Origin of the sequence: Kitasatospora sp. NPDC088351, from assembly GCF_040685575.1 — a bacterium.
Lineage (GTDB): Bacteria > Actinomycetota > Actinomycetes > Streptomycetales > Streptomycetaceae > Kitasatospora.
The window spans coordinates 1-26,221 of the sequence record NZ_JBFBIL010000040.1 but is presented as its reverse complement, the minus strand read 5'-3'; the positions used below and the strand labels follow the sequence as shown (position 1 = coordinate 26,221).

Here is a 26,221-nt window from a genome sequence, read left to right as displayed (position 1 = left end):
CTGACGCCAAATCCAATCATGCCAAATTCTCGCCGACCAGGAATGTGATCAATGTCTTACGTTGCCCCCGATGCCCGATCTGCTCGCCTTAATTCGCTGTACGACCAGGCGTCTCGGGATGTCCCGCGTTACACCTACACGTGCACGCCAGAGAGCGTGGAGCACGCTCTTGCTCACTTTGACGAAATGCTGCGCAAGCGTGCGGAATCTGACGACGCGGTGTCCTTCGCTGAGGCTGACCTTGCCAACGTGGAGGGCAGGGATCAGCTCGCCGTCAAGGTGGCCCTTGCGCAGGGAAAGCCGCTTCCCAAGCCGACCAACCGGGGCCCGTTGGAGGCTCGCCTTGCGGAGGCTCAGCGCGTCCAAATAGCCGCCTATGAGCTTGCAGCCGAGGCTGCTTCGGAGATTCGTGCTGCAGCCGTCTCCGTGCGTGCTGAGTGGCGCTCTGACGTGACCGGCCTGGCCGAGGAGAAGCGCGCTGCCGCCGTAGTCGTAGCAACTCAACTGGCTTGTCTCATGGATGAGTTGACGACTCTTGCGGACACCGTGGAGGACCTTGACGGGGACCTGGGCAATCCGTGGAACGCGAACGAGCACCAGTGGCAGCACATGGCGCCGCGCGGGGGTATCAATTGGCGTGCGGACCGTATTGCCCTGGACCGAATTGTGACTGACCGGCTGGAATACAGCGGCAGCTATTTCGGTGGACTTCCCGGCCGACTGGACTCGAATGCCGACCCCGAATCGGCATGGGACCCGGCGGCCGGCCCGTCCTCTCCTGTTAACGATATGGAACCGTGGAATCGATGAGCTACGTTCTGACCAATCGCGATATTGCATTCAAGGCGCTGAGTCGCGTGATCCGCAGCGCCGAAACCGGATGCCTCATTTCGGAAATGCTGGACCGGAGCGGTCGGGCAGTGGTGCGATACGGCGTGCGCGGCCATACAAAGAAGGAACTTGCCCATCGTGTGATATATCGGGCTCTTAATCGGCAGATTGCGGCCAATGAAGAGCTGCGTCGAACTTGTCGGGACTCACGCTGTCTGGAGCCGACGCATTTTGAATTGGTGCGCCGTTAGCAGGGGTGCACCCCCTGGGGTATGACCCCCTCCCCAGGGTCCCTTCCCCGCAGTGTCTTAGCAGCTTCCGGCCTGGCTACGGGTCTGGGACTTTCGAGTGAGCTGCCCTATCCCTCGCGCTCGCTGGGCGATAAGGAGTTTTGCTCTCCGGAATCGGCAGGCTCACGCGTGGGTGCACATATGCGTGCACGTGGGCGCGCGCACGCGAAGGAGGCCGACCACCAGAACACCCTTAAATCGCCGCCACAGCGGACCGTGGACGGCTTTTCAGGCAAGGGCCGGGGAGATGGGCCAGCCGGACCACTTGAAGCCCTCAGATTCCAGTTACGAAACCGCTGAGAGGCCGCCTTTGAGGATCGTCCACCTGCCATGCGGCCGGGAGTGGACCGGCCAGCGCGCCGAGCACTGCCCGGCCTGTCACGAAACCTTTGCCAGCACCCGCGCGGGTGACGCCCACCGGACCGGCCCGCATGGTGCTCGCAGTTGCCTGCCCCCGGCCACAGTCGGACTCTGGCTGGGTGCCCGTGGCATCTGGCACAGGGCGCCCTACCGGGTCCGCTGACGCCTCCCAGGCCCCCGCCTGGCCCTTCGGGGTCGGGCGGGGGTTTTCTCCGTTCCGGACATACATGCTCCTGGCTGACGCATGATCAACTTGCATGGCGCCTTGACGACATCGCCGCTTTGAGTGATGGTCGTGCACACCCATGCAACCGGCAAGGTACGGAGGGCACGATGGCACTAGAGTTCATCGGGATCGACCCCGAGACGCAGCAGCAGGGATCGCCGACGGTGTGGATTGACGCGGAGAAGAAAGAGCTTGTATTCCAAGGCTGGAAGTCCTCTTCGGCCTTGAAAGAGGAGTGTGCACACAACACCGCCCCGGGGCACGCTACCGAGATCCCTGAAAATGAGGACGTGGTCAGGTTCCCAACTCGAATGGTGCCCATTCTGAGGGAGGCGTGCGATGCCGCAGAGCGAGCCGGACTTCTTTGAGCTCCTGAAAGATGCCAGGGAATCCGCAGTGCACTTGGAGATGCGGGATGCCTATGGTGTGGGCGACGAGTCCGAGGACTTTGATCGCTGGAAGGAATCAGGCAAGCGCGATTCTGATCCCGGCTCGCCGTACTGGGCTCCCTGGGTTTCTGTTATTTCCGAGACGGTGGCCCGAGGTGTCACTGTTCGCCGCGCACGCATTGTTTCGGAGCCTGTCACCGATTATATTCGCTGGGAGCATGCCGGCACGGCTGTGAATATCACAGCGGGTGAGGAAGTCCGATGGCTCCCCCGCCGTTTGGCATCCGGCATCGCGCTGCCGGGAAACGACTTCTGGATTTTCGATTCAGAAACTGTTCTGTTCAATCACTTCACCGGGAGCGGGGATTGGGCCGGACAGGAGCTTACGACTGACCCGGGCGTCGCCCGGTTGTGTGCTTCAGCCTTCGCGGCGGTATGGGATTCCGGCATCCCGCACGACGCGTACCACGTCTGACCCATCGAACATATCGGATAGCTAGCTCATGTCTTCGTCTCCCTCATCTAGTGCTCAAGATGCCCGCGAGGCTGTGGCCGCCAGGCTACGAGACTTGCTTCTGGATGCAGGGCTGACAGGGCGTGAGCTAGCTGTCCGCTGTGGGTGGCATCCCTCGAAATCTTCTCGGATCATGAATGGGAAGACGCCTCCTGCGGACGCCGATATACGCGCTTGGTGCGAGGCTTGTGGAGCCAGCGAGCAAGCGGAAGACATCATTGCGGCAAATCGAGCCGCAGATTCTATGTATGTTCAGTGGAAAAAGCTGCAGCGCAATGGAATGCGTCGGTCGCAGGAAGAAGTAGTGCCGTTGTGGGAGCGAACGCGGAAATTTCGCGTTTACGCCTCGAATGTTGTTCCGGGCATGGTGCAAACACCCGGGTATGCCGCTGCCCTCATGGCCTCAATCACTGAATTCCAGGGAACTCCGGATGATGTGGCTGAAGCCGTAGAGGCTCGAATGGCTCGGTCTCATGTGATCCATGAGGGAAATCATCGATTCGCGCTCCTGATAGAAGAAACCGTTCTTCGTTATCGAATTGGTGATTCGGAAGTCATGGCGGGCCAGCTTGGATATCTTCTGGCCGTGATGGCGCTTCCCCGGATCAGTCTCTCGATTATCCCATTTGCCGCCCAGCGTCGAATCTGGCCGCTGGAAGCGTTCTATATGTTTGATGACCAGCAAGTGGCCGTGGAACTGCTCACCGCCGGGGTCAACGTCAAGACCCCCAGCGAGATCACTGAGTACGGGCGAGCGTTCCAGGGGCTGGCCGAGATGGCAGTTCACGGGGCTCAGGCGAGAGCGCTGATCACATCGGCGATCGACTCACTTGAGTGAATCTATGCAATCTCATGCAACTTCGTAGAGCCCAACTCTCCTAGCTCCCTAGCGTGTTGCCATCGGTTCCAGCGACTCCGAGGGAGTGGCCCGCATGGCGGTGAGCACCAGCACCAGCACCCGCAAGACCAAGACCCGCAAGGAGTGCCGGGCGGAGCAGTGGAAGCGGGCTCCTGTCGTGGAGGCGCTGGCCGACTACGACCCCGAGGCATCTGCCCGGGTGGCGCGCATCGGCATCCTGCGGGAGTGGCCCCCCTGCACCTGCGGTGCGGACATCTGTCCGGACGCGGGGGCCGCGTGATGCTTCACGAGATCGCGCGCCGTGTGCCCAAGGAGCGCCCGAAGGACGCCAGCGAATGCCCCACCTGCCTTTGGTACGACTCCATGGCGCAGCAGGCCATCACGGACCCGGAGGGGCTGAACTACTCACTCCGTACGGACGTGAAGATCCTCCGGAGTCGGCATGCAGAGTCTGGGGAGTGCCTGACCTCTGGGGGTCTCCGTGGCTGACCGTCAGGACGGTCAGCAGGCGACCTCGGGCGGGCCCGTCGAGGACCTGGGTCGGGTGGACCCGTTCGAGTGGCTGCACGCCCACCCGTGGCCCCCTGAGCGCTCCGCTGATCCCCCGCCGGTCCTCACCCCGGAGGAGTTCAGCGAGACCCCGTTGACGCCTGAGGATCGTGACCGGAGGGCTGATCTGCTCGCCAGGCTTCGCGAAGCCAACCACCCGTGGCGCTGATGGACTCCCTGGTCGCTCCAGTGTTCGGACTCGGCTCTCCGGGAAGGCCAGCGCCGTGCGCGGGATGGCCTACCACCGCTGGTCCCTTTGAGCGCAGCACCGGCCCTCTTGGGCCCCACAGACTCCCGTCCGCAGCGAGCGACCCGTACGGGGCCGCCGGCTGCGGGGAGCGGGTAGTGAAATCCCTTCCTGCATAGGCGGGTTGGGGCCGAACCAGAGCTAGGAGAGTCCGCAGTGACTTCGATCAGCACGGAACGGATCACCGGCCGGTCCCTGGTGGACCCGGCGCTGTTCGGGCGCTTGGTCGCCCGGATCGTCAAGGATGAGGACATGGACCAGGCCCTCGCCGAGCGCGTCATGGACCAGGCCCTCGCCTTCCTCGGCGCGTGCGCCGCCAACCCGGACGCCGGGCTGTCCCCGTCGGGCCTGGTGGACATCGGGTGGCACACGTTCATCCTGCACACCGTGGACTACGCCGAGTTCTGCCGCTCGGCGGCCGGGCGGTTCCTGCACCACGTCCCGACCGACGGCCCGGACGAGTCCACCAAGGGTGTGAGCATCGCTGCCACGGTGGCCGTCATCGAGGCCAGCGGGTACGCCGTGGACTCCGAACTGTGGAGCATGTCCGCCGACTGCTCCGAGGGCAGCGGGGGCGACGGTAGCGACACCAGCGGAAGCGGTAACTGTGCGCAGTGCCACCGTGGTTGCCACAGCAGCTAGGAACTGATCTCCGGCCCGCCCCCTCTGCCCTGCGGAGCGGGGCGGGCCCCAACCCGAAGGACCGCACGATGGGCTACGCCTGGAACGATCTGCCGTTCGAGCTGCGGACAGGCATTGAAAGGCAGTCCGGTGCGGTGACCGGCGCTGAACCGCCGACGGCGGGGACTGTCTCGGACTTCGCCGCTACCTTGGAAACGACCGGCGGGCAGGTGTTCTGCAAGGCTGTCCGCGAGGACAACGCCAAGGCATGGATGCACCGCCTTGAGTCGGTCGTGAACACCGTGCTCCCGCCGAGCATCGCCCCCCGCATGCTGTGGAAGGTCGAGGCCGCCGGATGGCTGGCCCTCGGCTTCGAGCGCGCTCCGGGCAGGCACGCCGACCTGTCTCCGGGTTCGGCCGATCTGCCGCTGATCGCGCGGACGCTGGAAACGCTCGCCGAGACGCTGACCCCGGCCCCGCCCCTGCGGGCATTCAGCCTCGCCGACCGGTGGTCCGGTCAGGACTTCTGGCACAAGCTGGGCGACCAACACCGTGACCGGCTCGACCCGTGGACGATGGAACGGCTGGACACACTGATCCTGGCCGAACGCGAAGCGCCCGACCTGATCGACGGCAAGACCCTGGTGCACACCGATCTGACCGGCCCCAACATGCTCGTGGACGGCCACACGGTGCGGGTCATCGACTGGGCATTCCCCGCCCCCGGCGCAGCATGGGCCGACACGGCATACATGGTCATCCGACTGATCGAGGCAGGACACACGCCCGAAATGGCCGAACAGTGGGCCGACAGCGTGTCCATGTGGCGCGAAGCCTCCCCGTGGTCCGGAACGGCCTTCGGAGCGATCCTCACCGGCCTGTGGACCAGCCGCGCCGTCGAAACCCCGGGCGCGCCGTGGGACCGGCTCAGCGCCAACGGGCTGACCTGGCTGCGCCACCGACTGCGGTAGTCCACCTCAGACCGGCCCGGCCGTCATCACGTTCCCATGGAGCGGCGGGGCCCAGACATGCCGAACCCCCGGGGCCTCGACTTGAGGGGGTCCCGGGGGCCGACAACTTCTGCGCGTTCCCGTCCGCTGGGCTACGACTAGGCCGTAACCTCAGCGGAGGCGCGCCCGAGCGAGTCGAACGCGCTCACGTGCGCAGTTGCGTAGTTACTCAACTCAAGATCACCTCCTTTCAGTGTGCGACCACCTTAGGCAGCTCACCGGAAGGAGGGCAACGGATTATTCGCGGCCGCCGCTCAGGCGCTCTTGAGCTCGTCCTTGAACTTGGAGAAGTCGATCACGTTGTCGGCCGGCGGGGCCTGGACGATGAGCGGCTTGTCGAAGTCGGTGAAGTCCGTCTGACCGGTCTCCGTGCCCTTGTTCTGCTCGACCCGCACCGGGTAGAACTTGCCCTCGGTGGCGACGTGGATGGTCGCCTGCTGGCCGTCCGGACCGGTCGACTTGAGGCTGAAGGTCTTGACGCCGTTCACGGTGCCGGCCGAGCCCTTGGCGACCGTGCTCTTCTTGCTGTCGTCCTCGACGATCTTCTTGCTCAGCTCCTTGAGGTTGCAGACCGTGGTCAGCTCCTTCATGTCCGGGTCGCCCTGGAAGCCCGACAGGTAGCGGCCCTTGAACAGCTCGGCGGCCTTTTCGCCGGCCGGGCCGGCGACGGCCGTCCAGAAGTCCTTGTCGGGCTTCAGGTAGGTCTCCTTGCCGTCGCTGATGATCTCGAACTTGCCGGTGCCCGGCATGCTCAGCGAGCCGGTGCACTGGCCCTTGGTGTCGAGGGCCAGGCTGATCTCCATCTTCCCGTCGCCGTCGACCACATTGCCGACGATCTTGACGGAGGAGGCGCCGGCCAGCGCGTCCTTGGCCTGCTTCTCGATCTCCTGGGCGCTCAGCTTCTCGGTGTCGAGCTTGGGGGTGGCGGAGGCCTTGTCCTTGTTGTCGCCACAGGCGGCCGTGCCTGCTGCGAGGAGCAGACAGATCGCGGCAGTGCTGGCAAGGCGCTTCGACAGCATGGGAGTTTCCTAACCCGGCGCGACGGAGCGCAGCCGAACGGGTGAAGTTCTCCTCAGTATGCTTGAGCCGCCATTTGCCGGATCTTGGAATCTCTTGGCGTTACCGCTTCGTGCCCTGACCGTGGCCTCCATGAGGCCGGGAACGCGAAAGGCCCGGAGGACTGATCCTCCGGGCCTTTCGGCTACTGAGTAGCGGGGACAGGATTTGAACCTGCGACCTCTGGGTTATGAGCCCAGCGAGCTACCGAGCTGCTCCACCCCGCGTCGGTAAACACAACAATACGGGGAAGTCGCCTGGATGGGAAATCGCTTCTTCCCCGGCCCCGGATCAGCGCTTCGCGCGGCGGACGGCGTGCCGGGCCGTCCGGGCCCTGGCCCAGGCGGCGAAGCAGACCAGCGCGGCGAAGCAGGGCACCATCAGCACCCCGTACACCAGCAGGAAGCCGTGGGTGCCGAGGTCGGCGGCGGCGTTCCAGACACCGTGCAGGGTCATCGCCAGCAGCAGCCCGGTCGGCGCGGCCAGCCGGGCCAGCCAGTGGCGGGCGGTGGTGAGGGTGACGGCCAGCCCCAGCCCGGTCAGCGCGGTGAACAGCGGGTGGGCGAAGGGGGAGAGCAGGCCGCGCAGGACGAAGGTCTGCACGGTGCTGTCGAAGTCCCGCAGGCTGGGCGTCTCGCCGAGGCCGATGCTGTCCAGCCGCTGCTGCTGGTCGCTGGTGAAGGCCCGGCCCAGGTAGAGCACGTTCTCGGTGAAGGCGAAGCCGCAGGCGGTGGTCCCGCCGAGGACGACCCCGGCGGCCAGCGTGCGCGGCCGGGACCGGGCCCGGAGGCGGTCCCGGCCCGGCGGGCCGGGGTGCGGATACGGCAGCGGGCGCGGACAGGGGCGCAGCCGTGGCCGGTACCGGCCGTGCGGGCGGCCGGCGGACGCCCGGGGGTGCCGGCCGCCGGGCAGCGCCCGCAGGACGGTCGCGCCCGGGCGCCCGGTACGGTCGCCGCGACACCGGAGCCGCGGCGCGAGTGGCAGCAGCAGGACGAGCAGGGCGGCGCCCTTGGCGCTCTCCTCGATCACCGGGGTGACGATGTCGGCGCCCAGCACCTCGCCCAGGCTGCCCTGGTGGGCGGTCAGATAGCTGCTGGTCCAGCCGTTGGCGAGGATCGCCACGGTGGTCGCCGCGAACGCGCCCCAGCCGAGGCAGAACACGGTGTGCCGCAGCGCCACCCGGGCGGTCTGGTTGAGCCAGGCGAGGCCGCCGAGCACGAAGGGGAGCGGGACGGTCGCCAGGCCCAGGCCGACCAGCAGCCCGGTGGTGCCGGTCTGGCGGCGTACCAGGTGCAGGATCAGCACACCGCAGCCGATCAGGGTCAGGACGGTGGTGGCGGTGACCGAGGAGAGCGCGACCGAGCGCACCGGACGTGCCGGGCCGGCGAGGTCCGGGGACGGGCCGGCCGGGGCGGCGGCCGGCGGAGCGGGGAAGGCCGGCCAGGGCACCAGCAAGCGGGCCCGGCGCCTCCGGGGCCCCGGGATGGCGCGGGTGCCGACGGTACGCGTGGGCATCTCTCGGTCGTCGGCGGAGGCCTGGACCGAGGTCCGGTACCCGCCGCCGGACGGGCTGCTCACCCGGCACAGGGTAGGCCACGGTACGGGTCCGCAGGGAGGATCCGGAACGACGTATCCCGCCGGACCCGGCCCCCGCGGGGGCCGCCGGTCGAACGCCGCCCGTGGTTCAGCGGCGGCGGAACAGCAGGTCGTGCACCACGTGGCCCTTGGCGAGGCCGGCCCGCTCGAATTTGGTGACCGGCCGCCAGTCGGGCCGGGGCGCATAGCCGGGGACGCTGCCGTCCGGGTGGTCGGCGGGCTCCAGCCAGCCGGTGCCGTCGCCCTCGGGGTGCAGGTTCTCCAGCTCGGGCGAGGCGGAGAGCACGGCGAGCATCTGCTCGGCGTACGGCTCCCAGTCGGTGGCGCAGTGCACCAGCGCGCCGGGTGCCAGCCGGGGCAGCACCAGATCCAGGAAGGACGGCTGGACCAGCCGGCGCTTGTGGTGCTTGGGCTTGGGCCACGGGTCGGCGAAGTAGACGCGCAGCCCGGCCAGCGAGGCGTCGGGGAGCATGTCGCGCAGGAGTATGACGGCGTCGCCGGCGGCCGCCCGGACGTTCTCCGAGCCGTCGCGCTCCAGCATGCCGAGCAGGTTGCCGTGGCCCGGGGTGTGGACGTCGGCGGCGAGGATGCCCATGCCCGGGTCGGCGGCGGCCATCGCGGCGGTGGTCTCGCCCATGCCGAAGCCGATCTCCAGGGTGACCGGCCGGCCGCCGAAGAGTTCGCGCAGGTCGAGCGGGCTGCCGTCGATCGCGATGCCGTGCCGCTCCCAGCCCCGGTCCAGCGCGCCCGCCTGGGCGTTGGTCATCCGGCCCCGGCGCGGCTGGAAGCTGCGGATGCGCCGCTCGCTGTGCTGGGCCTCGGTGGCCCGGTGCGGGTACATCGGCGCGGGGTAGCCGGCGGGCGCGGCGGAGAGCCGGGCGGAGGGCGATTGCTGGGGGATCGGGGCGGTGGCAGTCACAATTCCCCGAGTCTACGGGGCCGCCGGGGGCGGTCCGCAGAGCCTGTGACGCACCCCGCACCGCCTCCGGGGGCCGCTTTCCCGCACCGGTCCCCTGCGCCGTCCTTCCCCGCGCCGGTCGGTCAGCCGCCGGCCTCCAGCGCGGCGAGCGCCCGGCGGGCCACCTCGCGGCCGATCGGCAGCGAGGCGGTGGCGGCGGGGGAGGGTGCGTTCAGCACGTGCACCAGCCGGCGGGCGGAGCGCGGATCCTCGGGATCGAAGCCGGCGAAGGCGAAGTCGTCCAGCAGCGAGCCGTCCCGGGCCACCGCCTGGGCCCGGACCCCGGCCGCGGCCGGGACGAGGTCCTCGGCGGTGACGGCGGGCAGCAGCCGCCGCACGGCGGCGGTGAACGCCCGCTTGGACAGCGAGCGGCGCAGTTCGCCGACCTCGTACCGCCAGTGCCGGCGGGCGATCTGCCAGGTGCCGGGGAAGGCGATCGTTCCGGCCAGGTCACGCGGGCGCACCGTACGCCAGTCGTACCCTTCGCGGGCCAGCGCGGGGACGGCGTTGGGGCCGACGTGCACGTCGCCGTGGATGCCCCGGGTCAGGTGCACCCCGAGGAAGGGGAAGGCCGGGTCCGGTACCGGGTAGACCAGGCCGCGCACCAGCTCCCGGCGCTCCTTGGTGAGTTCGTAGTACTCGCCGCGGAACGGCACGATCCGCACCCCGGGGTCGTCGCCCGCGAGCCGGGCGATCCGGTCGCTGTGCAGGCCCGCGCAGTTGACCAGCACCTGGCAGCGCAGCTCTCCGGCGGACGTCTGCACGGTCACCCCGTCCGCCCGCCGGGCGACCGCCCGCAGCTCGGTACCGGGCCTGAGCACCGCGCCCGCCTCGCGGGCCAGCCGGGCGTAGGTGCCGGCGACCGCCGGGTAGTCGCAGATGCCGGTGGTGCCGATGTGCAGCCCGGCGAGGCCGGTGACCTGCGGCTCGTACGCCGCGATGCCGCCGCCGTCCAGCTCGGTGACCGGGATGCCGTTCTCCCGTCCGCGCTCGGCCAGTGCCCGCAGCCGGGGCAGCTCGGCCCGGTCGGTGGCCACGATCAGCTTGCCGGTCACCTCGTGCGGGATGCCGTGGTCGCGGCAGAACTCCACCATCTCGGCGGCGCCCGCGACGGCGTACCGGGCCTTGAGCGAGCCCGGCCGGTAGTAGACGCCGCTGTGGATGACCCCGCTGTTGCGGCCGGTCTGGTGCGCGGCGAAGCCGGCCTCCTTCTCCAGCACCGCCAGCCGCAGCCCGGGCCTGGCCCGGGTCAGCGCGTACGCCGTGGAGAGCCCGACGATCCCGCCGCCCACCACCAGCACGTCGAAGTCGTACGCCACCGTTCGCTCCTCGATTCGCCCGGCACCGGCCCTCCTTGGGGCCGGCGCCGCCGATGCTGCCACGGCGGGCGGTGCCGGTCGAGGGGGCCTGGTGGCCGGTCCTGCGGAGCTTCGCCGGGACCGGGCTCCGGTCCGGCGGGACCCACGGGACCGGGCCCTACCGCTCCCAGGGCCAGCCGGCGGACTCCCCGGCCTCCAGCAGCGGGATGAGCCGGAACGCGGCGTCGCCGAGCCCGCCGAAGGTGTGCCGGTTCGCCGAGCCGCTCGGGCCGTGGCCGGGGGCGTAGCCGGCCAGGTTCCAGGTGTAGACGGGCACGTGGGCCGGGACGGCGGTCAGCGGGTCGCCGTCCCGGTGGCCCGGGTCGGTCTGCTCGTCGGTGATGACCACGACCCGGTCGTGGCCCCGGTAGTGGGCGCGGACGGCTTCGGCGGTGGCGGTGCCGCCGAGGTCGCCGAAGCGCTCCAGCACCCGCAGCACGGCCTCGCCGGGCCGCACCTCGACGACCCGGCTGGTGGTGCCGAACTCGACCAGGTCGGCCGCGGCGGCCCGGACCTTCAGCGCGGTGCCGAAGATCGCCGCCGAGTCGGCCCGGTTGAGCAGGGTCTGCTGGCTGGGCCGGTCGAACATCGAGCCCGAACGGTCCACCAGGATCAGCGTCCGGCCGGCCAGCGCGGGCACGTTGGCGAGCGAGTGGGAGAGCGCCGTCTCCAGCGCGTGGCCCCACCGCAGCGACGGCGCGTGCCGGTACGCGGCGAGATAGCGGAACGGGAACTGCCGGGAGCGGTGCACCTCGCCCTGGTCGCCGATCCGCCGCGCGACCTGCTCGGCGGCCTCGTCCGAGACCCCGGCCCGGTCGAAGTTGCGCAGGTTGCGGACCAGCGCCATCGAACCCATCGAGGGGATGACCGCCTCCCAGACGGCCGCGTCCATCGGGCCCTGCAGCCACCCGGCCAGCGCCTCCCAGGTCAGCCCGGCCGCGGCCAGCCGCTCGGCGCCGCCCTCGGCCGTCACCGCCGCCCGCCGCTCGGCGACGGGCAGCGCGAGCAGCTCGCGGTTGGCCGTCAGCAGCCGGTCGGAGGAGGGCGGAACGGCCTCGTCCGGCCGGTGCCGGCGGTCCAGGGCGTAGGCGAACAGCCCGCCCTGCCACGGCTTGGCCGGGTCGGGCACGGGGTGGGTCAGTTCCAGTACGTCGCCGAAGCGGTAACCCTTGGTCGCGGTGTCGTACTTGAGCAGCGCCCGGCCGTCGTAGAGCCGGCGCACGGCGTCCGCGACACCGCGCTTGAGCGGCTTGGGCAGCGCGCGGCCGTAGCGGGAGGTCCAGTAGGCGAGCAGCTCGCCGGGCTCGTCCGCGCGCTGGAGCACCGCGTCGACGGCCTGCCGGGAGAAGCCGTGCGCCCCGGCGTCCAGCCGGGCCCGGGTGAACTCGGCGGCGCCGACCAGCGCGGCCGTCCGCAGCCGCGCCTCGTGGCGCAGCCAGCGCAGCAGGCCGAGGGTCCACTCCGGGTCGCTCACGGCAAGCTCGCGTACCAGCGCGGTGTAGCGGTCGTCGCGGGTGCCACCGCGCTCGTAGAAGGTGTCCTGCCCCACCAGGTTGGCGACGGCCAGCAGGAAGAGCTCGGACTTCCGGTCCCGGACGTGGCCGGTGCCGCCGTTGTGGTTGGCCGTGCGCCGGCCGGTGGTGGTCACGGGCGAACTCGGACCCGGCCTGGTCGTGCGGACGTTGAAACGCGACATGGTGGCCCCCTGGTGGCTGGTGGAACGCGCGGGAGGCAGGGCGAAGAAGGGGTGCCCGAGATCGTGCCGGCCGGACGGCCGACGTCGGTGGGGGTGTATGCCTTGTGCTCTGTCCGATTGAGCTAGCGGTCGTGCTCGCGCACGGCCCGCCCGGGACTCGAACCCGGAACCGCAAGATCCGGAAGTAACCCCCGCCTGCGCACCGGGCACCCCGGCGCCGTGCCTCCCGAGATCAGGATGGCGGCGGTGTTGTTGGTCGCTTCGACGTGCCCCACTGGGGGCACTCCACGGAGTAACCGCTGCCGACGCACCGGGAGGTGCGGAAATCTGTTCAGATATGGGTGTTCACGTATGGGTGTCCAGAGATCGAAGGCGGCTGAGGTACACAGCCGCTCTACCGACTGAGCTACACCGGCCCGGAGCCGGTGACGGGACTCGAACCCGCGACCCGCCCATTGACAGTGGAAGTAACCTCTGCCTGCGCACCTGGACGAGAGAGACCATAGCCAGGCCTCTCCCGTCGGCGCATCCGAATTACCGTCAGGCGCCCGCGTCCCGGCCCCGCGTTCGGGCTTCACAGCCCGGCCGGCCGGGCGTCACGCCGGGGCGACCAGGATCGAGCGGGCCCGTTCGGTCAACTCCCGTACCCGGCGTTCACCCTGGAAGGGTTCGAGGCGGCGGAGCATCTCGACCACGTACTCGCGGCTGCGCTGGGAGGAGATCCGGCCGGCCACCTCGACGGCGCGCTCGCCGGCGGCGACCGCGGCGTCCAGGTTGCCGGCCTCGGCCTCCGCCATGGCGGAGACCACCAGCCGCAGGCCGTGTGATCGGACGAAGCCCTCGGTGGGCCTGGCCAGCGCCTCCCGGGTGAACTGGCGGACCTTGGAAGGCACTCCGAGGTCGCGGAAGCACTCGGCGGCGTCGGCGGCGAGCCGGTCGTAGGCGTAGAAGTCGATCCACGCCGGATCGGGATCCCCGGCGCGAGCCCGTTCGAGTGCGCTCTCCGCCGCGCCGAGCGCCGTCGCACACGCCGCCGCGTTGCGGGCCTTGGCCTGGGCCCGCGCCTCCACCAGGTGGAAGAAGCTCATGGTGCGGGTGGTGGCCAGCCCCCGGTTCCGCTCCAGGGCGGCCTGTGCGAGGTCCACCGCCTCCTCGGCGAAGCCGCGGTAGCCGGCCTGCAGGCTCATCGAGGCCAGCACATAGCCGCCGAGCGGGACGTCGGCGGCGGCGCGGGCGAGCCGCAGCGCCTGGATGTAGTAGCGCTGGGCCGCCTCGTGCTGGCCGGTGTCGAACGCCATCCACCCGGCCAGCCTGGTCAGTTCGGCCGTCGCGCCGAACAGTGCCCGGCCGACCGTGTCGCTGTAGGAGGCCAGCAGCAGCGGCGCCGCCTCCACCCGCAGGCACTCCGGCACCATCGAGGAACGCCAGTCCCCGCCACCGTACTTGGAGTCCCAGCGGCGGGCCTCCTGGGCGGCCTCGCGGAGCTTGGCGGCGTCCGAGTGGCCGACCCGGTACGAGCCCGGCTCGGCGGGCGCGCGCGGCGCCTCACGGGCCACCGAGCCGTCCGCCGGGGTGATCAGCCAGCGTGAGACGGGCGTCGCGTAGGCCGCCACCGAGAAGGTGCCGGCCAGGCTGTCGCTCCAGCGGCCGCCGCCCGGGCCGCGCCGCAGGTCGAGGTCGACCCGCCAGAGGTCGGTGGCGGAGCGGACGGCCTCGGAGACCTCGCGCGGAAAGGCCAGGCCGAGTTCGGGCGCCGGGTCGGTGTCACCGAGGCCGATCTCCTCCAGCGGCACCGGCCGGCCGAGCTTGCCGCCGATCGCGGTGGCGATCAGATGCGGGACCGGGCCCTGCGGGACCATGCCCTTGCTGACCCAGCGGGCCACCGAGGTCTTGTCGTAGCGGAGCGTCAACCCGCGCTGTGCGCCGAGGTCGTTGACCCTTCGGGCCAGCCCGGCGTTGCTGATCTGGGCGAGGGTCAGGAGCGTGCCGAGCCGTTCGTTCGGTCCTCGTGGGCTGACGGTCATGGTGGCGGCGGCACCTCCTGCGGCCTTGTGCGCGGGGCCCGGGCGGCACCGGGCCGTAGCTGCTGTACCTAGAGTAGTCGGACGCGTTCCGACGGTTAAGAGGCCGCATTCCGGATGGCGGGATCGCGCACCCGCCGGTGGTCGGCGCGCGCCGCGGCGGAGTTGGTCCGGACCGCCCGCCGGTGGCCGGACCGGTGCGGGTCGGCCGCGCGCCGGAGCGTTGTGCTCCGGTCCCGTGTCCATGTGCGCCCGGCCGTGCCCCCTGGCCCGACCGGCTGGTCGGCGATTCGCTGGTGGTCGTGGGTCGGCCCGTCGTCGAGGACCCGGCGGGCCGGGGGATGCCGCCGCCTCAATCCCCGCGGGTGGTGGCGAAGTCCGGGAGGGCATGCGGATGCCCTCCCGGACCGGGCGATGCCTTTCAGCCATTTCGCGATGGGCATGACAAAAGTGTCGCCCGGGCGGTCCGGGCCGAGGAGGGGGAGGCCCGGCCCGCCCTCCGGGTGCCCGCCGAGGACGCTCCCCGGGCCGGTGGGCCGGGCCGGGCGCGGCGGACCGGAAACCAGAACTCCGGTCGCCGGGCGTCCGACCGGTGGCACCATGTCTCCTGACGGTGCGCCGGATCGCGGTGGGCAGCCGCCGCAGCGTGCCACGGGCCGGCGGGAGGCGGCCCGGTGGCGGGTGCGCCGCGCGGTGCAGGTCCTCGTCCGGTGGAGGCGCGATGCGGTGGCTGACGGGCTGGAGCACGGGCGTGCCCCGGGCGGGCACACCGGCGCACGAAGCACTCGCCCTGGTGACACCGATCGCCGCGCGCCCCCTCTGGACCGGCCCCAACCCGCTCTGGGCGGTCGGTGACTGGCGGCCCGAGGAGATCCGCCTGGTCACGCTCCGCCCCGGTGCCCCGGCGATCGTCACCACCGGCTCCGGCGGCCCCGATCCGGCCGACGACACCCCCGCCACCATCCGGCTCGCCGTCCTCGGCCACTGCGGCGCCTCCGACGCCGAACTCGCCGCCGGCCTCGCCGCCGCCCGCGGCGGCGCCGTCCGCCACCTCACCGCCTGGCCCGGCAGCCACACCGTCGTGCTGCGCAGCGGCACCCGCTCCACCGTGCTGCTCACCGACCTGGCCGGGGCCCGGCCCGTCTTCCACACCCCCTGGTGCGGCGGCACCGCGTACGCCACCGCCGCCCTCCCGCTCGCCGACCTGATCGGCGCACCCCTCGACACCGGCCACCTCGCCGCCCGGCTCGCCTGCCCCGAGTCGCCGGAGGCGCTCGGCACCGGGACGCCCTACCTCGGGGTGCAGCGCGTCCCGCCCGGCCACGCGCTGGCGGTCCGCGGCGGCCGTCCCTACCTCGCCGCCTACGACGAGCCCGGGGGCGGCCCGCCGCCGCGCGGCGAGGCGCCGGCCGTCCGCGAACTCACCAGGGCCCTGCTGGAATCCGTCCGCTCCCGGGTCCGTACCACCGGGCCCGGCCCCGACGACGCCGGACGGGCCCGGCTGGGCGTCGACCTCTCGTACGGGACGGCCTCCGCGACCGTGGCCCTGCTCGCCGCCGCCGTCCCGCTCGCCCCCGCCGCCCCGGGTGGCGGTGAACGCCTGCCGGCCGTGCGCGGGGGCGCCAGGACCGGCGCCGTGAAGGGCTCCTGGGCCCGCCCGGCGGTCCGGGAACAGCCGGGGCCGGAGCGGTTGGCCGCCGTCACCCTCGACGAGACCGACGGCCCGGTCACCCTCGCACTCGCCCCCGACACCCCCCGGCTGCGGCACACCGTGCTCGCCCCCGGCCCCGGCACCCTTCCGTACGCCGGCCCGGGCGCCGACCCGCGGGCCGGCCGGCTCACCGACGAGCCCGGCCCCGAACTGGTCGCCGCCGCCCGCGCCGAGGCCCGCTTCGACGCCGGCGGCACCGACCACCTCACCGGCTACGGCGCCCGCCAGGTCCTGGACGGGCACCCCGCCCGGCTCGCCGACCTGATCCGGGCCGGCCGCCCGCGCGAACTGCTGCCCCCGGTCGCCGCGCTGGCCGGTGCCGACCGGGCGGCGGTGGGCGTGCTGGCGGGCGCGCTGCGCACCCCGCTCACCGTGGTCCGCGCCGCCCACCGGCTCTCCCGGATCCGCTACGCCGACGCGCTCGACGACGCGGCGGTCAGGCTGACGGTCCGGCACATCGAGGACGAGCGCGGCACGGCGGGCGCCCGCTCCGCCGGCGACCTGGCCTGGTGCGTCCCCGGCCCGGCGGCCCGCTGGCTCTCGGACGAGGCGCTCTCCGCCGTCGCCCTGCGGCTGCGCCTGGCGGCGCGCGAACCGGCGCCCGCCGAGAACCCGGGCGCGCGTCGGGCCAGGCACGCGCTCCACCGGCATGCGCGCTCCTTCCGCACGCTGGTCCACGCCGCCGAGCAGCCCGGCCAGCGGCTGCACGCGCCGTTCCTGGACAACCAGGTGGTCCGCGCGGCCCGGCTGCTGCCCGACGACGTCCGGCTCCAGCCCGGCGCCCGGCACGCCCTGCTGCACGCCGTCCTCACCGGCGCCGGCCGCACCGACCTCCCGCCGGACTGGGGCCGCGGCCCCCGCCCCGACCGCGCCGCCCCCGCCCGGGCCGGACTGCGGCTCGCCGCCGACGGGCTCGCCGAACTCTTCGACGCCCCGCTGCTCGCGGAGGCCGGCCTGATCGACCTCCCCGCCGTCCGGGCCGGCCTGGCCGGCTCCGCCGACCCGTCCGCCGTCCTGCCGCCCGGCACCCTGGAGGGCCTCGCCGACCTGGTCTCCACCGAGCTGTGGCTGCGCCGCGTCCGCGCCCGCCGCCACGGCGCCTGCTGGACCGGCCTGCCGCTCGCCGAACGCACGGCCCTGACGGCGGCGCGCTTCGCCTGAGCCCGCGGGGCCCGAGGCCGTTGGAGTGTCCGGCGCGGCTCGCCGGTGCGGGTGGGCCGGCGGGCGATCATGGCGAGCGTCCCGTCCCGTACCCCCGCCCCGAGGAGGCCGTGGTGACCAGCGCCAGCCCGGATCCGTCCGTCCCCGTTGTGCTGTCGGTGCTCGGACGCCCGCCGTCCGGCCGTCCACCCGGGGTGCTGGCCGCCTGCGACGGCTCGGACGGTTCGCTCTGGGCGCTGGACCGGGCGATGACCGAGGCCGAACTGTTCGGTCTGCCGCTGTACGTGCTCGCCGTGGTCAACCCGGCCCCGGCCGGCTATCCGCCCGGCATGGCCGAACTGGTGCAGGAGAGCGTCGAGACGCTGGTCGAGAGCATGGCGGACGGCCTGCGGCGCTCGGTGGCCGCCGTTCAGCGGGCCCGCCGCCGCCCGTACGCGGGGGAGCTGTCGCTGCACGTGGTGCTCGGCAACGTGATCGAGGTGCTGCTGGCCGCCTCGGCCCGGCAGCACACGCTGGTGGTCGGCACCCGGGGCAACGGCGGCTTCACCCGGCTGCTGCTGGGCTCGGTGAGCTCGGCGGCCGTCCACCACTCGGCCTGCCCGGTCCTGGTCGTCCCCGCGCCCCCGGACCACTGAGCCGCCGGACCACTGAGCCCCCGGGCCGCAGGGCCCCGGCCGCCGAGCTTCCGGACGGCGGGGCGGTGCGCCGGGCGGGTGCCGGGAATGTACCGAGATGGTTCATCGTTCACCTATCTCGACACGCATCCTCCCCACCCCCTGGAGAACCCCCGTCATGAAGGTCGAGATCTACTCCGACATCGCCTGCCCCTGGTGCTACATCGGCAAGCGCCGCTTCGAGGAGGCTCTGGAGGGCTTCGCGGGCAAGGAGAACGTCGAGGTGGTCTACCGGCCGTACCAGCTGGTGCCGGACGCGCCGGCGACGGCGAGCCCGCACCGCGCGTGGCTGGCCGAGCGCTACGGGCCGCAGTCGGTCGCGATGGACGCCCGGGTGGCCGAGCTCGGCCGCGCCGAGGGCATCACGTACGACTTCGACGCCGCGCTGCACGCCAACACCTTCCTCGGCCACCGGCTGCTGCACCTGGCCGAGACCGAGTACGGCGCGGCGGTCCAGGGGCGGCTGAAGGAGGCGCTGCTCAAGGCGCACTTCACCGACGGCGTGGACGTCGGCGACCGCGAGGCGCTCACCGAGGTGGCCGCGGCCGTCGGCCTGGACCGCGAGCGGGTGGCGGCGTACCTGGCGGGCGACGAGGGCACCGCCGAGGTCCGCGCGCAGCTGGCCGAGGCCCGCGAGCTGGGCATCAACGCCGTGCCGACCTTCGTCTTCGAGGGCAAGTGGGCCGTCCAGGGCGGCCAGGAGGCCGAGACCTTCCGCAAGGTGCTGGAGGAGGTCGCCACCGAGATCGGCGAGCGCCGACCCGCACCGGTGCAGGTCGCCCCGGCCGGCGAGGCCTGCGCGGACGGCTCCTGCGCGATCTGACCGGTCCGCCCGTCCGTTCGGGCCGGCAGCCGGGCCCGGCCGCTCCGGCCAGCCCCCCGAGGCCCGCTTCAGTCGCACCTGAAGCGGGCCTCGGCCCAGTCGGCCACGTTCAGCGTCGACCAGACCCCGTGCACCGGGGTGACCACCAGCCTGACCGACGTCTGCCCGGTCAGCGGCACGTGCACGGGCACCGCCGCGTCGCCCGTGCCCATCACGGGCGACGTCCACAGCGTGCGGCCGTCGCCGCCCTGCACGGAGAAGACCACGCCGCCGGGTGAGACCGTCAGATCGTCCACCCCGGCCACCGCGTCGAAGGACGTGCAACCGCGGTTGAGGTCGATCAGCGTGGTGGCGGGCGCGTGCACGGTGATGCCGTGCGCGTGGTGCTCCCCGCCGATCGAGACCCCGGCCCGCTGCCAGAACCAGTCGCTGCCCTTCTGCCGGATGCTCGGGACCGGCGGCGGCACCCGGTTGTTGCCGGGCTTCAGAACCGGCAGGGAGTCGGCCCAGAAATCGGAGGGCTTCGGCGGCACGGTCGGGCTGACCGTCGGGGTCGGCACCGTCGGGACGGTCGGTAGTGGCGGGACGGTGGGCATCGGTACGACCGGCACCTCGGGGGTGGGGATCGACGGTACGACCGGGGTCGGCACGACCGGCACCGGTGGCCTGGGCACCGAAGGCTTCGGCGCGGTCGTGACCGGGGACGCCGGCGGCTTCGACGTGGCCGGTTGGCCGGCCGCGGGCACGGGCGCGCCCTGCGGCTGAGGGGACGGCGACCCGGCCGGGGACGGTGGCGTGGCGGCCGGGCTCGTGGCCGGCTCCGGTGCCGACGTCGGTTCGACGCCGACCGGAGCCGGGCCCGGTGCGGGCGGTACCGGTGCCAGGGACGGCGCGGGCACGGCCGGGGAGGAGACCGGGGGAGCGGCCACCGGGGGCTTCGGCTCCGGGGAGCCGGTCAGCGCGTACGCGGCGACGGCGGCGGCGGCCACCGCGACCGCGGCGGCGATGCCGGCCTTGGCCGCCGAGCCCAGGCCCTCGCCCGCGGCCGCGCCGGCCCCGGCACCGGTACCGCCCGAGGCCGCACCCGCGCCGACCGCCGCCGCACCGCCCGAGGCGACGGCCGCCGTTCCGGCCGCCGCACCACCGACCGCCGCCGCACCGCCCACGGCCGCCGCGGCGGCGCTGAAGCCGCCCACGCCGACCCAGACCAGCACGCCGCCGGGCAGCAGCGCCCGCAGCCCGTGGTTGATCTCGGACAGCTCCAGGCAGGCGGCCGTGCAGCGGTCGCACTCCCTGAGGTGCCGGCCGACCTCCGCCGAGGCGCGCTTGCGCAGCGACCCGCGCGCGTACGCGCCGAGCCGGTTGGCGTACGCCTCGCAGGCCCGCTCCTGGCTGCCCGACACATGCGCCTGCAGGAAACCGGCGGCCAGCCGGTCGCGGGCCCGGTGCGCCTGGACGGCGGTGGCGTTGGCGGTCTTGCCGAGCATCACCGCGACGGTCTTCGGGGACTCCCGCTCGACCTCGGTGTGCCAGAGCACCATCCGGTCGTCCTCGGGCAGTTCGGCGTACGCCTGCATCACCATGCGCTGGTCGGCCAGCGCCATCGCCCAGGCGTCCGCGCCAGGGTCGGCCAGGTCGAGGTCCACGGTGGCGGCCGAGGTCTGCGCGAACACACTGAAGTCGTCGACCAGTTGCTCGCGCCGCTCGCTGCGGGTCCAGGCGGCGGCGACATTGCGCACGGCGGTCAGCAGATACGCGCGGACGGCGAACTCCGGCCCCTTGCCGGCCCGCAGCGCCTGCAGCGTGCGGGCGAACACCTCGCCCGCCAGGTCCTCGGCGGTGAAGCTGTCCCGGCAGCAGGTCCGCGCGTAGCGGCGCACCGAGTCGGCATGCCGGCGGTAGATCTCCTCGTACGCGGTGTCGTCGCCGGCCCGCACCCGGGCGGTCAACTCGGCGTCGGAGGGCGGGCGCTCGCCGTCCACCGGGTCGGCGGGGGCGGGCACGGTCGGGCGGGCCGGCCGGCCGGTGCCGACGAAGGCCTCCGGGGCGACGCCGCCCTGGCCGGCCGGGGCCTGGCCCGGCACCCGGTTGGACGGCAGCGCGGCGGCGGAGAACGACTCGCGGCTGGGCATCCCGGCCTGGTCCGGCACCTGCCCGGACCCCAGCCCCGGGCCCGGAGCCGGTCCAGGCGCGGGGGAGCCCGCGGCCGGACCCCCGGACCGGCCCTCAGGCCCGCCCGCGTCGGCCCGGCCGAAGTCGAGGCCGTAGCCGTAGTCGTTCTGTTCCTCGGCGCTCACAACGGACCCCAGATTCCACGACAGCCCCCGTAGTGTGGCAGGGCGTGCGGGAGTGCGTGGGCGCACGGTTCCCCGCTGCACGGCGCCGAGAGCGCTCGAACGGCGCGCATCGGGACATTGGCTCCAACCACGGGCAAAGGATGGCATAGCGCAGAGGCGGGCGGTAGCCGGACCGGCCGCGACCCACTCTTCCGAGGAGCCGTCGCGGATCTGTTCGGCCCGGGTGAGACGCCCGCCGCGATGTCGGCCGTACCCGGCGCGCGACCGCTCCGAGCGCGCCGGGAAGCCGTCAACTCCCAGGTATGACAAGGGTGGAGAGCGCCACCCGGGAACGCCGCTCAGCGCACCCGCAGGCCGTCCAGCAGAATCTGCAGCAGCCGGTCGGAGGGCCCGTCAGCGGGTTGACCGTCCGCCTGCCCGCCTTCCGCCGCCGACGGCCCGCCGGTCGCCGGGACCGGGGCCACCGCCGAGGCCGGAGCCGGAGCCGGCGGGGTGCGCGCGGCGTGCACCGGCACCGAGGCGGTCAGCACCAGCACCACGTCCGCGACCGTCACTCCCGGCCGCAGCTCACCGGCCGCGCCCGCCCGCGCCACCAGGGCGGCGAGGAGTTGCAGCAGCAGCCGCGGGTCCGCGTCGGCGGCCGTCGACGCCGGGTCGCCGACGGCACCCGGCTGCGGCTCGGCGCCCAGCGACTCGTACCGGACGCCGCCGGGAACGGCGCCCGGTACGGCCGGATCGACCGCGCGCTGCCCGGGCACTCTTCCCAGGTCCTCCGCGTACCGGAACGCCTCCGGCGGAAGCAGCCGCCCGGCACCCGTACTCACCGCCCGCGCCAGATAGCCGGCCAACGCCTCCCAGGCCCCGCCGCCGCCGTACAGCGACTCGCGGGCCTGCGCCGTCAGCCAGGCGACCTCCTCGGCGGCGATCCGCTGGACCAGCACCTCCTTGCTCGGGAAGCGCCGGTACACCGTGCCCACCCCGACCCCGGCCCGGCGCGCGACCTCCTCCATCGGCGCGCCGTAGCCGAACTCGCCGAACACCTCACGGGCCGCGCGCAGCACGCTCTCCAGGTTCCGGCGGGCATCCACCCGCAGCCGGGCCCCCGGCGCCGGCCCGCCGCCCTGTGGCGGCTCGGCCCGGTACGGCATGCCGGGGTACGGCATGCCGTGCTGCGGCGGCAGATCCGCGGGGCCGCGCTGCTCCGGCACCACGCCCTGGCCTGCGTGCGACCCACCCGCTCGCCCCAACAGTCGCTCCTGCTCCATCATCCCAACTCTCCCCCGCAGGCGTCCGATGCCGGACCCTGTCGGCGCCCGCCCCTGCACCCCCCGGTGCAGCTCCGTCTGTAAGAAATGACCCGATGACCCATCGCTCGTGCCGCTCGTGCCGTCCAGGTGACGCATGACCACTCACGCATGACGACGCCGACTCCACCACGGCTGGTGCAGCCGGGCCGGGTTGCGCGTCCGGCTCGGCGCGTCGGCACCTCCGCGGGGCTTCGTCCGGGAACTACCCTTCCCCGGATGACTGTCCCGCAGTCGGGTTCTCGCGCCAACACTAGAACTGGCCGTAGTGGCCGCTCCACGGTGCGTCGCCGCCAGTTGTCATGGCGATGGCCGCCCCGAGACACAATCCGACCATAGTTCACGGCAGTTCGCGGCCGAAAGTGCGTCAGAAAGTCACCCCGACAGCACATTCGGTCCCAGGAGCCGCTCTCCGTCCCATCCGCCCCGGCACGGACTGTGGACAAGAGGGCCCCCGGCGGTCCTTCATTGAGGGCGTAGTCCGGGCAGAGCCACATCGGCAGGGGGCGCACCATCAGAATTCTGATCGTCGGCGGCGGCTGCGCCGGGATGTCCGCCGCGTTGCACCTTCAGCGCGGCCTGGGTGAGCGGCTCCGCCGGGGCGAGGCGGAGATCACCGTGGTCGAACCGCAGCCCTATCTGACCTACCACCCGCTGCTCGCCGAGGTCGCGGCCGGCTCGATCGACCCCCGGCACGTGGTGGTCCCGCTCCGCCGGACCCTGCCCGACTGCCGGGTGCTCACCGCCCGGATCACCCGGATCGAGCACGCCACCCGCCGGGCCTGGGCCGACCCCGCCGCCCGCGGCGAACCGCCCGCGCCGGTCGAACTCGACTACGACATCCTGGTGGTGGCCCCCGGCTCGGTCTCCCGGACGGCGGCCGTCCCCGGCCTGGCCGAGTACGGGCTCGGGTTCTCCACCGTCGGGGAGGCGGTGGGTCTGCGCAACCACATCCTGGAACAGCTCGACCTCGCCTCCGCCACCCGGGACCCGGCCCTGCGCCAGGCCGCGCTCACCTTCGTCTTCGTCGGCGGCGGCTACGCGGGCGTCGGCGCGCTCGCCGAACTGGAGGACATGGCCCGGTACGCCGTCCGCGGCTACCACAACATCAGCCCCGAGGACCTGCGCTGGGTCCTGGTCGAGGCCACCGACCGGATCCTGGCCGAGGAGTCGCCCGAGCTCGCCGCGCACACCCTGGCCCAGTTGCGCGAGCGCAGCGTCGACGTCCGGCTGCGCACCACCCTGGAGTCCGCCGCGGGCCGGGTGACGGCGCTCTCGGACGGCAGCCGCTTCGCCGCCCGCACCCTGGTCTGGACGGCCGGGGTGCGCCCGGCCCCGCTGCTGCGCGACACCGACCTGCCGCTGGACACCACCGGCCGGATCCGCTGTCTGCCCACCCTGCAGGCGATCGGTCCGGACGGGCGGGCGCTGCCCGGGGTCTGGGCGGCCGGGGACTGTGCCGCCGTGCCCGACCCGTGGGGGGACGGCGCGCCCTGCGCGCCCAACGCCCAGCACGCCTTCGCCCAGGCCGAGCAGCTCGCCGCCAATGTGCTGGTCTCGCTGGAGGGCGGCCCCCGCGCGGCCGGGATCGCCGAGTACCGGCCGGACCGTGCCGCCTGTTCGACCTCGCTCGGCATCGGCCGGGCCGTGGCCCACAGCCGGCGCGGCGGGCGGCTCACGGGCCGGCGCGCCTGGTGGCTGCACCGGGCGCGGCACCTGCGCCGGCTGCCGAGCGCCGACCGGCGGGTGCGGGTGCTGATGGACTGGGTGCTGGGCGGGCTGTTCTCCCGCGAGGTGGTGTCGCTGGGGACGCTGGAGCATCCGCGGTCGGAGTTCGAGGCGGGCTTCGGCCCGGGGGCGGGCCCCGGGCCGCGCCCTCGTTCCGGTCCGGGTTCCCGTCCCGGCACCGGAGCGGATCCGGAGCCGGGGCCCGGGCTCGCGGACGAGCGGCCGGCCTGAAGGGGGGCTCCGGAGAACCTGCCGTGACCGATCCGACGGCCGTGCCGGGCGCGCGTGACTTCCGGAATCGGGCCTCCGCCTGACAGGATCTGCCCAACCGAGTCATTACCCCGTGTGCTGCTACGCACACAAAAAGTGATGATATGCCTGAAACCCGAGGAAACGGCCGTCGTTTGAACCTCATGCGCTGGAGCGCGCGGCTCACCGGAGTCCCTTGGCGTGCCGCCCTGCCGACCGGGGCCGACACCCACCAGGGCGCGGCGTCCGGCGACGGCGTCGTGGTCCCCAGCCCCCGCGACCCGACGAGCCCGCTCTGCCCGCAGCGGCCTCAGGACCTGCGCGAGGTGCTGAACCACATCCCCGCGCCGGTCGCCGTCACGTACGGCCCGCTGCACCAGCTCGGCTATGCCAACCGCGCCTACCGGGAGCTCTTCGGCGACCGGCCGACCGGCCTGCCCGCCTGCGACGCCCTGCCCGAACTCGGCGCCATGGGCGTCCTGCCGCTGATGGACCAGGTCATCCGCGGCGGCCGGCCGCGCAGCGTCAAGGCCCGCTGCATCCTCGGCCTCACCGGCAACCGCTACTACAACGTCTCCTGCGTCCCGCTCGGCCGGGACGAGAACGGCCACGACGCGGCGGAGCCGGGGGACGGCCAGGACGGGCCGCCCGCCGGCGTCCTCGTCTTCGCCGCCGAGGTCACCGACCAGGTGCTCGCCGCCACCCGGCTGCGGGAGTCCGAACGCCGCCAGCGCGAGGCCGCCGTCACCCTCCAGCGCAGCCTGCTCCCGCAGAAGCTCGACCAGCCCGCCGACCTCCGGGTCGCCGCCACCTACCAGCCGGGCGGGGCCGAGGCCGCGGTCGGCGGGGACTGGTACGACGTCATCGGCATCGGCGGCGGCCGCACGGCACTCGTCATCGGCGACGTGATGGGCCGGGGGCTGCGGGCGGCCGCGGTCATGGGCCAGCTCCGTACCGCCGTGCGCGCCTACGCCCGTCTCGACCTGCCGCCCCACGAGGTGATGCGCCTGCTCGACGGCCTCGCCATGGAGATCGACGCCAACCAGATCGCCACCTGCACCTACGCCGTCTGGGATCCGCGGCCCCGCACCCTCACCTATGCCTCCGCCGGACACCTCCCCATGCTGCTGCGCTCCCCGGACGGCACCGTCCTGCGCAGCGAGGAACAGAACGGCCCGCCCCTGGGCACCGGCGACGGTGTCCACGTCTCGCACACCCTTCGACTGCTGCCCGGCACCACCGGCGTCCTCTATACCGACGGCCTGGTGGAGCGCAGGGACGAGGACATCGACGAGGGCCTGGACCTGCTGGCCCGTACCCTCGCCGGGGCCGCCGGCGCGCCGGCGGTGATCTGCGCCCGTCTGCTGCGGGCCATGGGCGTCACCTCCGAGCACGACGACGACGTCGCCGTCCTCGCCTTCCAGCTGCCGGCCGGGGAGTCCGCCCCCGGGCCGAAACCCGCTCTTGACTCGCCCTCCCGAGAGGTCTAGTGTTCTTCGAGTTGCCCGACAGGGAGCACCGGACACGCATCGGCGCGGACGGTCCCGGGGCGGCCAATCCACGAAACACCACTTCCCGGTTCTGCCGGGTCGCGTCTTCTTTTCGGGTCGCGGCTCGGGGTGAATTTGGCGTGCGCGTTTATATGGATTGTGGCTGGATTCGCTTTTCGGAGCGGGGATCGGCTAGAGTTTGG

General features: G+C 72.8%; 21 protein-coding genes, 1 tRNA gene and 1 pseudogene. 14 read left to right on the top strand and 9 right to left on the bottom strand.

All coding sequences use genetic code 11. From position 1 onward, the window contains the following. The first annotated feature begins 156 nt into the window (after window positions 1-156). From AB0P06_RS25100 to AB0P06_RS25060, 9 genes are all read left to right on the top strand, one after another. Window positions 157-810, top strand: a complete 654-nt coding sequence (locus AB0P06_RS25100) for a hypothetical protein (RefSeq protein WP_266311856.1) — start codon at window positions 157-159, stop codon at window positions 808-810. Next, the gene (locus AB0P06_RS25095; RefSeq protein WP_266311855.1) at window positions 807-1,082 is read left to right on the top strand and encodes a hypothetical protein; all 276 of its coding nucleotides are present in this window, start codon (window positions 807-809) and stop codon (window positions 1,080-1,082) included. The genes AB0P06_RS25100 and AB0P06_RS25095 overlap by 4 nt, the downstream gene beginning before the upstream one ends. Window positions 1,083-1,814: 732 nt before the next feature. Then, complete coding sequence (locus AB0P06_RS25090; protein ID WP_266311854.1) at window positions 1,815-2,075, top strand: hypothetical protein; 261 nt, start codon at window positions 1,815-1,817, stop codon at window positions 2,073-2,075. Continuing rightward, window positions 2,047-2,571, top strand: coding sequence for a DUF6879 family protein (locus AB0P06_RS25085; protein ID WP_266311853.1), 525 nt, complete (start codon window positions 2,047-2,049; stop codon window positions 2,569-2,571). Before AB0P06_RS25090 ends, AB0P06_RS25085 begins: the two co-directional genes overlap by 29 nt. 28 nt (window positions 2,572-2,599) lie before the next feature. Continuing rightward, the gene (locus AB0P06_RS25080; protein WP_363610966.1) at window positions 2,600-3,448 is read left to right on the top strand and encodes a helix-turn-helix transcriptional regulator; all 849 of its coding nucleotides are present in this window, start codon (window positions 2,600-2,602) and stop codon (window positions 3,446-3,448) included. Between the two features lie 94 nt (window positions 3,449-3,542). Next, a complete protein-coding gene (locus AB0P06_RS25075; protein ID WP_266311851.1) occupies window positions 3,543-3,749 on the top strand; it encodes a hypothetical protein in 207 nt (68 codons plus the stop codon). A gap of 201 nt (window positions 3,750-3,950) precedes the next feature. Further along, window positions 3,951-4,187 carry a hypothetical protein gene (locus AB0P06_RS25070; RefSeq protein WP_266311850.1) on the top strand — a complete coding sequence of 79 codons (237 nt, stop codon included), beginning with the start codon at window positions 3,951-3,953 and terminating at the stop codon, window positions 4,185-4,187. Window positions 4,188-4,421: 234 nt separating this feature from the next. After that, window positions 4,422-4,907, top strand: coding sequence for a hypothetical protein (locus tag AB0P06_RS25065; protein WP_266311849.1), 486 nt, complete (start codon window positions 4,422-4,424; stop codon window positions 4,905-4,907). Between the two features lie 68 nt (window positions 4,908-4,975). Next, complete coding sequence (locus AB0P06_RS25060; RefSeq protein WP_266311848.1) at window positions 4,976-5,857, top strand: phosphotransferase; 882 nt, start codon at window positions 4,976-4,978, stop codon at window positions 5,855-5,857. A 293-nt stretch (window positions 5,858-6,150) separates the two neighbouring features. Here AB0P06_RS25060 and AB0P06_RS25055 read toward each other — a convergent pair whose 3' ends face one another. The 7 genes from AB0P06_RS25055 to AB0P06_RS25025 all read right to left on the bottom strand — a co-directional run bounded on the left by AB0P06_RS25055 (window position 6,151) and on the right by AB0P06_RS25025 (window position 14,584). Next, a complete protein-coding gene (locus tag AB0P06_RS25055) occupies window positions 6,151-6,915 on the bottom strand; it encodes a hypothetical protein (protein WP_363610963.1) in 765 nt (254 codons plus the stop codon). A gap of 190 nt (window positions 6,916-7,105) precedes the next feature. Further along, window positions 7,106-7,179: transfer RNA gene (locus tag AB0P06_RS25050), tRNA-Met, on the bottom strand. A gap of 64 nt (window positions 7,180-7,243) precedes the next feature. Continuing rightward, on the bottom strand, window positions 7,244-8,530 hold the full coding sequence (locus AB0P06_RS25045; protein ID WP_363610961.1) for a PrsW family intramembrane metalloprotease: 1,287 nt from the start codon (window positions 8,528-8,530) through the stop codon (window positions 7,244-7,246). A 106-nt stretch (window positions 8,531-8,636) separates the two neighbouring features. Next, window positions 8,637-9,467, bottom strand: a complete 831-nt coding sequence (trmB, locus tag AB0P06_RS25040) for a tRNA (guanosine(46)-N7)-methyltransferase TrmB (RefSeq protein WP_363610959.1) — start codon at window positions 9,465-9,467, stop codon at window positions 8,637-8,639. Between the two features lie 122 nt (window positions 9,468-9,589). Continuing rightward, the gene (lhgO, locus tag AB0P06_RS25035; RefSeq protein WP_363610956.1) at window positions 9,590-10,825 is read right to left on the bottom strand and encodes an L-2-hydroxyglutarate oxidase; all 1,236 of its coding nucleotides are present in this window, start codon (window positions 10,823-10,825) and stop codon (window positions 9,590-9,592) included. A gap of 157 nt (window positions 10,826-10,982) precedes the next feature. Continuing rightward, entirely contained in the window at window positions 10,983-12,560 is a 1,578-nt protein-coding gene (locus AB0P06_RS25030; protein WP_363610954.1) for a TROVE domain-containing protein, read from the bottom strand. Between the two features lie 596 nt (window positions 12,561-13,156). Then, entirely contained in the window at window positions 13,157-14,584 is a 1,428-nt protein-coding gene (locus AB0P06_RS25025) for an MFS transporter (RefSeq protein ID WP_363610952.1), read from the bottom strand. A gap of 718 nt (window positions 14,585-15,302) precedes the next feature. Here AB0P06_RS25025 and AB0P06_RS25020 point away from each other — a divergent pair. The 3 genes from AB0P06_RS25020 to AB0P06_RS25010 all read left to right on the top strand — a co-directional run bounded on the left by AB0P06_RS25020 (window position 15,303) and on the right by AB0P06_RS25010 (window position 18,950). Continuing rightward, window positions 15,303-17,453, top strand: coding sequence for an asparagine synthase-related protein (locus tag AB0P06_RS25020; protein WP_363610950.1), 2,151 nt, complete (start codon window positions 15,303-15,305; stop codon window positions 17,451-17,453). 113 nt (window positions 17,454-17,566) lie between these two features. Beyond that, on the top strand, window positions 17,567-18,088 hold the full coding sequence (locus tag AB0P06_RS25015) for a universal stress protein (protein ID WP_363610948.1): 522 nt from the start codon (window positions 17,567-17,569) through the stop codon (window positions 18,086-18,088). Window positions 18,089-18,245: 157 nt separating this feature from the next. Continuing rightward, window positions 18,246-18,950 (top strand): DsbA family oxidoreductase, encoded by a 705-nt coding sequence (locus tag AB0P06_RS25010; RefSeq protein WP_363610946.1) that lies wholly within the window; start codon window positions 18,246-18,248, stop codon window positions 18,948-18,950. A gap of 68 nt (window positions 18,951-19,018) precedes the next feature. On the opposite strand, the gene AB0P06_RS25005 is transcribed toward AB0P06_RS25010, so the two are convergent. Both AB0P06_RS25005 and AB0P06_RS25000 read right to left on the bottom strand, forming a co-directional pair. After that, window positions 19,019-21,247 carry a sigma-70 family RNA polymerase sigma factor gene (locus tag AB0P06_RS25005; protein ID WP_363610944.1) on the bottom strand — a complete coding sequence of 743 codons (2,229 nt, stop codon included), beginning with the start codon at window positions 21,245-21,247 and terminating at the stop codon, window positions 19,019-19,021. A 338-nt stretch (window positions 21,248-21,585) separates the two neighbouring features. Next, window positions 21,586-22,395 carry a helix-turn-helix domain-containing protein gene (locus tag AB0P06_RS25000; protein WP_363611063.1) on the bottom strand — a complete coding sequence of 270 codons (810 nt, stop codon included), beginning with the start codon at window positions 22,393-22,395 and terminating at the stop codon, window positions 21,586-21,588. 651 nt (window positions 22,396-23,046) lie between these two features. On the opposite strand from AB0P06_RS25000, the gene AB0P06_RS24995 reads away from it, so the two are divergent. Both AB0P06_RS24995 and AB0P06_RS24990 read left to right on the top strand, forming a co-directional pair. Beyond that, on the top strand, window positions 23,047-24,510 hold the full coding sequence (locus AB0P06_RS24995; protein WP_363611061.1) for an FAD-dependent oxidoreductase: 1,464 nt from the start codon (window positions 23,047-23,049) through the stop codon (window positions 24,508-24,510). Window positions 24,511-24,683: 173 nt separating this feature from the next. Continuing rightward, window positions 24,684-25,961 (top strand): annotated as a pseudogene (locus AB0P06_RS24990) (SpoIIE family protein phosphatase); the annotation flags it as partial. Between the last annotated feature and the right edge of the window lie 260 nt (window positions 25,962-26,221).

Excerpts from the sequence above, each read along its gene's own strand:
- AB0P06_RS25025 (WP_363610952.1), bottom strand. The coding sequence starts at position 14,584 with ATGACCGTCAGCCCACGAGGACCGAACGAACGGCTCGGCACGCTCCTG.
- AB0P06_RS25055 (WP_363610963.1), bottom strand. The coding sequence starts at position 6,915 with ATGCTGTCGAAGCGCCTTGCCAGCACTGCCGCGATCTGTCTGCTCCTC.
- AB0P06_RS25060 (WP_266311848.1), top strand. The coding sequence starts at position 4,976 with ATGGGCTACGCCTGGAACGATCTGCCGTTCGAGCTGCGGACAGGCATT.
- AB0P06_RS25010 (WP_363610946.1), top strand. The coding sequence starts at position 18,246 with ATGAAGGTCGAGATCTACTCCGACATCGCCTGCCCCTGGTGCTACATC.
- AB0P06_RS25020 (WP_363610950.1), top strand. The coding sequence starts at position 15,303 with ATGCGGTGGCTGACGGGCTGGAGCACGGGCGTGCCCCGGGCGGGCACA.
- AB0P06_RS25085 (WP_266311853.1), top strand. The coding sequence starts at position 2,047 with ATGCCGCAGAGCGAGCCGGACTTCTTTGAGCTCCTGAAAGATGCCAGG.
- AB0P06_RS25000 (WP_363611063.1), bottom strand. The coding sequence starts at position 22,395 with ATGCCGTACCGGGCCGAGCCGCCACAGGGCGGCGGGCCGGCGCCGGGG.
- AB0P06_RS25075 (WP_266311851.1), top strand. The coding sequence starts at position 3,543 with ATGGCGGTGAGCACCAGCACCAGCACCCGCAAGACCAAGACCCGCAAG.
- AB0P06_RS25030 (WP_363610954.1), bottom strand. The coding sequence starts at position 12,560 with ATGTCGCGTTTCAACGTCCGCACGACCAGGCCGGGTCCGAGTTCGCCC.
- AB0P06_RS25080 (WP_363610966.1), top strand. The coding sequence starts at position 2,600 with ATGTCTTCGTCTCCCTCATCTAGTGCTCAAGATGCCCGCGAGGCTGTG.
- AB0P06_RS25090 (WP_266311854.1), top strand. The coding sequence starts at position 1,815 with ATGGCACTAGAGTTCATCGGGATCGACCCCGAGACGCAGCAGCAGGGA.
- AB0P06_RS25095 (WP_266311855.1), top strand. The coding sequence starts at position 807 with ATGAGCTACGTTCTGACCAATCGCGATATTGCATTCAAGGCGCTGAGT.